At 69.9% G+C, this 5,852-nt stretch carries 6 protein-coding genes and 1 tRNA gene; 5 read left to right on the top strand and 2 right to left on the bottom strand.

Annotation, left to right across the window (positions count from 1 at the left end; translation table 11 throughout):
* The first annotated feature begins 119 nt into the window (after positions 1-119).
* The 3 genes from KD1_RS14310 to KD1_RS14300 are packed head-to-tail and all read left to right on the top strand — an operon-like array spanning position 120 to position 3,115.
* The gene (locus KD1_RS14310; RefSeq protein ID WP_068403029.1) at positions 120-1,508 is read left to right on the top strand and encodes a UTP--glucose-1-phosphate uridylyltransferase; all 1,389 of its coding nucleotides are present in this window, start codon (positions 120-122) and stop codon (positions 1,506-1,508) included.
* A 19-nt stretch (positions 1,509-1,527) separates the two neighbouring features.
* A complete protein-coding gene (locus tag KD1_RS14305; protein WP_068403027.1) occupies positions 1,528-2,193 on the top strand; it encodes a GNAT family N-acetyltransferase in 666 nt (221 codons plus the stop codon).
* Positions 2,194-2,212: 19 nt separating this feature from the next.
* Positions 2,213-3,115, top strand: coding sequence for a SepX/GlpR family protein (locus KD1_RS14300; protein WP_068403025.1), 903 nt, complete (start codon positions 2,213-2,215; stop codon positions 3,113-3,115).
* A gap of 194 nt (positions 3,116-3,309) precedes the next feature.
* Here KD1_RS14300 and KD1_RS14295 read toward each other — a convergent pair whose 3' ends face one another.
* Positions 3,310-4,485: an AI-2E family transporter gene (locus tag KD1_RS14295; protein ID WP_157073377.1), complete on the bottom strand. Its 1,176-nt coding sequence runs from the start codon at positions 4,483-4,485 to the stop codon at positions 3,310-3,312.
* Positions 4,486-4,586: 101 nt separating this feature from the next.
* Here KD1_RS14295 and KD1_RS14290 point away from each other — a divergent pair.
* Positions 4,587-4,662, top strand: a tRNA-Ala gene (locus tag KD1_RS14290).
* 124 nt (positions 4,663-4,786) lie between these two features.
* On the opposite strand, the gene KD1_RS14285 is transcribed toward KD1_RS14290, so the two are convergent.
* Positions 4,787-5,161 (bottom strand): winged helix-turn-helix transcriptional regulator, encoded by a 375-nt coding sequence (locus KD1_RS14285; RefSeq protein WP_068403023.1) that lies wholly within the window; start codon positions 5,159-5,161, stop codon positions 4,787-4,789.
* A gap of 96 nt (positions 5,162-5,257) precedes the next feature.
* Between KD1_RS14285 and KD1_RS14280 the strand changes: the two genes are divergently transcribed.
* The coding region (locus tag KD1_RS14280; RefSeq protein ID WP_068403021.1) for an NAD(P)H-binding protein at positions 5,258-5,852 on the top strand (595 nt) is incomplete at its 3' end.

Below are 5,852 nucleotides of genomic sequence, written 5' to 3'. Positions count from 1 at the left end.
GTCGGCGTCGCGGTCCCGGGCGGCCACGAGGTCGCGCCGCATCGCGCGCCGGGCTCGGCGCAGGGCGGCTTTCTCGGGGCCGGAGGGCATGCCGACAGTGTCTCGCCTACCCTGATCGCATGAACAAGGGGCTGGGTCTGGCGGTGTCCAAGATGCGCGCTGAGGGGATCGACGAGCGCGCCATCACCGTCTTCGAGGACTTCTATCGACAACTGGTCGAGGGCGTGCGCGGCACCATCGCCGAAACTGAGATCGCACCGTTGACGGACGTGCCACGGTTCGCCGGCCAGCGCTTCTCCGACGAGGAGCGCTCGGCCGCGCTCGCGCAGGTCGCCGTCATCAAGCTCAACGGCGGGCTCGGCACGTCGATGGGTGCCCGGGGTGCCAAGTCCGCGCTCCCGGTGCGTGACGGCGCGAGCTTCCTCGACATCATCGCCCGGCAGGTGCTCGACCTGCGCGCGCGGTTCGGCGCGAGCCTGCCGCTCATCCTGATGAACTCGTTCCGCACCCATGAGGAGTCCCTCAAGGTGCTCTCGGCGTACCCCGACCTGCCCGTCGACGGTCTGCCGCTGGACTTCATCCAGTCGGCCGAGCCGAAGCTGCGCGCCGACGACCTCACGCCGGTCGAATGGCCGCCGGACCCGTCGTTGGAGTGGTGTCCGCCCGGCCACGGCGACCTGTACGTCTCGCTGCTGGCCACCGGCTTGCTCGACGATCTCGTCACGCGCGGCATCCGCTACGCCTTCGTCTCCAACGCCGACAACCTCGGCGCGACGTGCGACCCCGACCTGGCGGCGTGGGTCATCGGCGAGCAGGTCCCGTTCCTGGCCGAGGTGTGCCAGCGCAGCGCCAACGACCGCAAGGGCGGCCACTTCGCCCGGCGCCGGGGTGACGACCGGATCATCCTGCGCGAGAAGGCGATGCTCGAACCGGGCGACGAGGACGCGTTCCAGGACATCGAGCGGCATCGGTTCTTCAACACCAACAGCCTGTGGATCGACCTGGCCGTGCTCCGGGCGAAGCTGGCCGAGCTCGGAGGCGTGCTCGGCCTGCCGATGATGGTCAACCACAAGCACGTCGACCCGACGCGGCCCGATTCGCCGGAGGTCATCCAGATCGAGTCGGCGATGGGCACGGCGATCGGCACGTTCGATGGCGCGCAGGTGCTCGAGGTCGGCCGCGACCGGTTCCGGCCGGTGAAGACGACCAACGAACTGTTGCTGCTGCGCTCCGATGTGTTCGAGATCGATGACCATGCGGTGCTGCATTCGACCACCGGCCGCCCCGACCCGGCCATTCGGCTCGGAGCGTCGTACACGCACGTGGGCGCGTTCGACGCGCGGTTCCCCGAGGGCGTGCCGTCGCTGCGGGAGTGCACCTCCCTGACGGTCGACGGGGACGTCACCTTCGGGGCGCACGTGAGGTGCCTCGGTGATGTCGTCGTGCGTGGCTCCGGCACGGTGCCGGCGGGCGCGCACCTGGCCGGCGAGGTGGAGGTCTCGTCGTGACCGGCCACGGATCGGGTCGATGACCGCGCTGCCGGGGTGGGAGTGGCCCGTGGAGTTGGCGGCCGTCACGCCGCGGGGTGAACCCCTGGTGCTGCGCCCGCTCCTCAACCGGGACGAGGCGCAGTTCCAGCACGTGCGTCACGTCAACGCGGCATGGCTGACGCCGTGGGACGCGACGAATCCGAGGCCGGGCGAGGCGATCTCGTTCCGCACGATGGTGCGTCGACAGGCCGGCGAGGCCAAGGCCGGGCGGACGCTGCCCCTGATCATCACGGCGCAGGATCGGATCGTCGGTCAGATCACGGCCAGCGGAATCACCGGGGGCGCGCTGTGGTCGGCCTCGGTCGGGTACTGGGTCGTGGAGTCCGTCGCCGGGCGCGGCATCATGCCGACGGCGCTCGCGGCCGTGGCCGATCACCTGATGGGGACGTGTGGCCTGCACCGGATCGAGGTGAACATCCGCCCCGAGAACGGGCCCAGTCTGGCCGTGGTGCGCAAGCTCGGGTTCCGGGAGGAGGGGGTGCGCCGGGCCTTCCTGCACATCAACGGAGCGTGGCGAGATCACCGGTCGTTCGCCGTCACCACGGAGGACCTGGCCGGCGAGACCCTTCTTTCACGTTGTCACCATGCGTACCTCGAGTCACATGCGCGACACACCGACGCAGATGCGGCCTCTGGGACCTGAGGCTTCCTACGGTTGAGGCGTGCAACCCAGCAGCCTGATCTTCGTCGCGGTCATCGCGGTGTGGGCTGCCTACCTGGCCCGCACGTGGATCCGGCGCCGTGAGGATCTGGCCACGACCCCGGTGGTCGAGGAGCACTCCGAGGCGATGCGCGTGCTGGACGTGCGGCACACGGCGAATGTGCCGGTGCCCGAGCCGGTGATCGCCGAAGTGTCCCCAGGCCGTGAGCGTGTCGTCGAGCCGCGGCGCCCGTCGCGGCTGCTGCGGGCGCTGCCCGGCCTGACGCTGCTGACGTCGTTGTTCGCGCTGCCCGCCCTCATCGGGTTGGCGGCGTTCTCGATCGTGCCTTGGTGGGCCGTGGGTGTGGACCTTGCGGTGCTGGTCGCCGCGTTCGTGGCGGTGCGGATCACCGTGAAGGCACGTCGTCGTCGCCGTCACGAGGTGTGGTTGGCCGCGCGGGCGGCGCGCTCGGCCCGCCCGGCGGAGATCGCGCCGATCCGGTCGACGTCGCCCCGTTCGGGCGCTGCTCGACCGGTTGCTGCCCGCCCGGCACCCGCTCGGGTGGTCGCGGCTCCGGTGGCCCGGGAGCACGCCGCTCCGCTGGAGCAGCCCGTCGCCGAGGTCGCCATCGCCCCCGGCCGCGCTGGTGTCGAGGACGGGACGGACGAGACTCCGGCACCCACGGTGGCCGAACTCGTGGCGCAGAGCCGCCCCCTGCCAGTGGAACCCAGCGTGCCCACGATGGTGCTCGATGACGACGACATGCCTCTGACGTGGGATCCGGTACCGGTACCCCCGCCGACCTACACGCTCAAGCGCCAGGCCGAACGGTACGACGAACCGGCTCCTGCTCCCGTGGCTGCTCCTGCTCCTGCTCCGGTCGTCGAGACCGTCGAGCCGCCGCGCCGCGCCGCCCAGGGCTGAGCCCGGCGTCGTTCGGGCCGCTTGGCGTCGTTGGGCAGGCTTGGCTGACGCTCGGTTGGGGGCCAACCCTGTCCTTTGTCGGCCAACCCCGGACAACGACGCCAGCTGGGCACAACGACGCCAGCTGGGCACAACGACGCCAGCTGGCCACAACGAGGCCAGCTGGTTGGGGTGGCTGTCGAAGGACCCGCCCGCTACGCCAGGCCCGTGCGCGTTTCCTCGTCGTCATCGAGGTCCGAGCCCGATTCGACGGCATGCTCGACCTCCTCGAGTTGCTCGTCGGCGAGCAGGTGATGTCCGACCGCGTTGATCACCGCCGCCACGGGCACCGCAAGGAGCGCCCCGACGATGCCGGCCAGCACGCCACCGGCCGCAATGGCCAGCAGGACGCCTAGCGGGTGCACGGCGACGGCCCGGCCCATGAGGACCGGCTGGAGCAGGTGCGACTCGAGCTGCTGCACACCGATCGTCACCGCGAGCATGATCAACGCGGTGACGAAACCCTTCGTCACCAGCGCCAGGATCACCGCGATCGCGCCGCTGGCCAGCGCACCGATGATGGGCACGAAGGCGCCGAAGAAGGTGAGCAGACCGATGCCCGCGGCGAACGGGACTCCGAGAATTGCTGCGCCCGCGCCGATCCCGACGGCATCGACGGCGGCGACGATGATCGTCGCGCGGGTGTACGAGGTGAGTTGGTGCCAGGCGATCCGGCCGGAGGACAACATGCGGGTGCGGGCGCCGCGCGGGAACAGCCGGACCACCCACGCCCAGATGTGCTCGCCCTGCATGAGGAAGAAGAACAGCGTGAACATGGAGATGAAGAAGCCCGTCACGATGTGACCGGCCGTCAGGCCGAACTGGGTCGCCACATCGCTGGTGACGAGGTTGGTCGCCTCCTGGCGCGTGTTGCGCAGGAAGTCACTGATCTGGGTGTCGGAGATCCCGAACGTGCCGGCGAGCCAGTCGCGGATCTGCTGCAGACCGATGACCACCTGTGACGTCAGGTCCGTGATCTGCGTGGCGAGTTGGGTGCCCACCAGGCTGATCAGGCCCAGGACCACCGCCAGCGTGCCGATGACCGTGATGAAGGCGGCCAGCGGGCGCGGCATGATCCGATTCAGGGCCAGCGTCAGCGGCGCGAGCATCGCGGCCAGCAGAATGGCGATGGCCACGGGAATGGTCACCGTCGACAACGTCGCGAGCACCCACATGACGGCGACGACGCCCGCGGCGATGACCAGCAGACGCCACGACCACTCGCTGGCCCCGCGCACGGTTGGCGGCACCCAACTGGCGTGGGTGTCATCGCCGTACGGCGCCTCGCGCACGGGTCGGTCGTCTGGCATGGACGGTTCGGCGGATGCCACGCGGTCTCCCCTCGGTGCTGCTGCGCGGTGCTACCTCAGTATGGACGCGCGGCCGGATTTCGGAGTTCCGGGGTTGGGGTGTTAATCTGTCCGTCGCACTCGGGGCTGTAGCGCAGTTGGTAGCGCACTTCGTTCGCAATGAAGGGGTCAGGGGTTCGAATCCCCTCAGCTCCACCACGAGCACAAGGTCCACACACCATCTGGTGTGTGGACCTTGTGGCATGTCCGGCGGGGGATCGGCGTGCGGCACATCGAGCGCTGCGACGAGCGGGAGGTTCGTCGACAACTCGTGACCGCGTGATCACGGCGCCGGCTGCGGCGTGGCGATCTCGTCGGCGTTGTTCGCGATCCACTCCATCAGCGGCAGCATCAGTGCCATCAGCTCCTGGCCGCGCTCGGTGAGCCGATACTCCACATGCGGCGGAACGGTGGCGCGCGCGTCACGGTGAACGAGACCGTCGGCGGTGAGTTGGCGCAAGGTCGCGGCGAGCATCTTCTCGCTGATGCCCTCGACGTCGCGCCGCAGCGTGCCCCACCGTTTCGTGCCACCGGTCAGCGCCCACAGCACGAGCACGCCCCATCGGCTCATCACATGGTCGAGCACGAGTCTGGTCGCACATTGCGGCGAGAACACGCCCGGTCGGGCGGCCCGCATCTGCTCAAAACTTACTGACATGCCAGTACCTTACCGAGAAGTGGGTACCCAAGAGTTGGAATGTCAGGGTTGGCGAGCGCCTTCTACACGGCGACCACCCCAAGGAAAGGACCCTTCATGACCATCCTCGTCACCGGAGCCAGCGGCCACCTCGGCCGCCTCGTCGTCGACAGCCTGCTCGCCCGCGGCGCGAAGCCCGCCGAGTTGATCGCCGGAGCCCGCTCGCCGGAGAAGCTCGCCGATCTGGTCGCGGCGGGCGTGTCGACCGTCGCGATCGACTACGACGATCCCGCCACCCTCACTTCTGCCCTGGGCGGGGTGGACCGGGTGCTGCTGGTCTCCGGCAGCGAGGTCGGCAAGCGCGTCTCGCAGCATCAGAACGTGATCGACGCGGCCGCCGCCGCGGGTGTCGAGCTGCTGGCCTACACCAGCCTCGTCCGGGCGGACTCCAGCACGCTGCCGCTCGCGCCGGATCATCTGGCCACCGAGCAGGCGATCGCTGCCTCCGGTGTGCCGGCGGTGATCCTGCGCAACAACTGGTACGCCGAGAACTACCTGCCCGACCTGGACCGTGCTCGCGAGACCGGCGTGCTCGCCGCCAGCGGCGGCGATGGCAAGGTCACCCCCGCCAGCCGTCGCGACTACGCCGACGCGGCGGCGGTCGTCCTGCTCGGCGACGGGCACGCCGGGCAGGTGTACGAGCTCGCCGGCG

Source organism: Kribbia dieselivorans NBRC 106261, from assembly GCF_001552435.1.
Taxonomy (GTDB): Bacteria; Actinomycetota; Actinomycetes; order Actinomycetales; family Dermatophilaceae; genus Kribbia; species Kribbia dieselivorans.
Note: the sequence above shows the minus strand (reverse complement) of the source record. Positions and strands in the feature narration are given on the sequence as shown.

What these genes read in the sequence shown, in the direction of transcription:
- KD1_RS14310 (WP_068403029.1), top strand. Translation starts at nt 120, where the DNA reads ATGAACAAGGGGCTGGGTCTGGCGGTGTCCAAGATGCGCGCTGAGGGG.
- KD1_RS14305 (WP_068403027.1), top strand. Translation starts at nt 1,528, where the DNA reads ATGACCGCGCTGCCGGGGTGGGAGTGGCCCGTGGAGTTGGCGGCCGTC.
- KD1_RS14285 (WP_068403023.1), bottom strand. Translation starts at nt 5,161, where the DNA reads ATGTCAGTAAGTTTTGAGCAGATGCGGGCCGCCCGACCGGGCGTGTTC.